Below are 1,345 nucleotides of genomic sequence, written 5' to 3' on the forward strand. Positions count from 1 at the left end.
GTCCGCGTGGCCCGGGCGTGCCGGGACGCCGGGATCGCGAGCGTGGCCGTCTACGCCGACCCGGACCGGGACGCTTTGCATGTCCGCGCGGCGGATGAGGCGTTCGCCCTGGGTGGTGACACCCCGGCGACCAGCTACCTCGACATCGGCAAGGTCCTGAACGCCGCCCGCGAGTCGGGGGCCGACGCCGTCCATCCGGGCTACGGCTTCCTGTCGGAGAACGCGGAGTTCGCGCAGGCGGTGCTGGACGCCGGGCTGATCTGGATCGGCCCGCCCCCGCAGGCCATCCGCGACCTCGGCGACAAGGTCGCCGCCCGGCACATCGCCCAGCGCGCCGGCGCCCCGCTGGTCGCCGGTACCTCCGACCCGGTCAGCGGTGCCGAGGAGGTCGTCGCGTTCGCCGAGGAGCACGGCCTGCCGATCGCGATCAAGGCCGCCTTCGGCGGCGGCGGACGCGGTCTGAAGGTCGCCCGGACGCTGGAGGAGGTGCCGGAGCTGTACGACTCGGCGGTGCGCGAGGCGGTGGCCGCGTTCGGCCGCGGCGAGTGCTTCGTGGAGCGCTACCTCGACAAGCCGCGCCACGTCGAGACCCAGTGCCTGGCCGACACCCACGGCAACGTCGTGGTCGTGTCGACGCGTGACTGCTCGCTGCAGCGCCGCCACCAGAAGCTGGTGGAGGAGGCCCCCGCCCCGTTCCTGTCCGAGGAGCAGCTGGCGGAGCTGTACGCCGCGTCGAAGGCGATCCTGAAGGAGGCCGGGTACGTCGGCGCGGGCACGGTGGAGTTCCTCGTCGGCGTGGACGGCACGATCTCCTTCCTGGAGGTCAACACCCGCCTCCAGGTCGAGCACCCGGTCACCGAGGAGGTCGCCGGGATCGACCTGGTGCGCGAGATGTTCCGCATCGCCGACGGCGAGGAGCTCGGCTACGGCGACCCGGTCCTGCGCGGCCACTCCTTCGAGTTCCGCATCAACGGCGAGGACCCGGGCCGCAACTTCCTGCCCGCCCCGGGTACCGTCACCCGCTTCGACCCGCCCTCCGGGCCGGGCGTGCGGCTGGACGCGGGCGTGGAGTCCGGCAGCGTGATCGGCCCGGCCTGGGACTCGCTGCTGGCCAAGCTGATCGTCACCGGCCGCACCCGCGCCGAGGCCCTCCAGCGCGCCGCGCGTGCGCTGGAGGAGTTCCAGGTCGAGGGCATGGCCACCGCGATCCCGTTCCACCGCGCGGTCGTCAAGGACCCCGCGTTCGCGCCCGAGCTGGCCGGCTCCGCCGGCCCGTTCACGGTCCACACCCGCTGGATCGAGACCGAGTTCGTCAACGACATCGAGCCCTTCACCGCCCCCGCCG

At 73.5% G+C, this 1,345-nt stretch carries 1 protein-coding gene; it reads left to right on the forward strand.

All coding sequences use genetic code 11. The features are described from left to right. Positions 1-1,345 (forward strand): acetyl-CoA carboxylase biotin carboxylase subunit (locus tag ACFF45_RS35405; protein WP_381351152.1); only part of this gene is annotated, 1,345 nt, incomplete at both ends.

The sequence above is a fragment of the Streptomyces cinereospinus genome (assembly GCF_042430725.1).
Lineage (GTDB): Bacteria > Actinomycetota > Actinomycetes > Streptomycetales > Streptomycetaceae > Streptomyces > Streptomyces cinereospinus.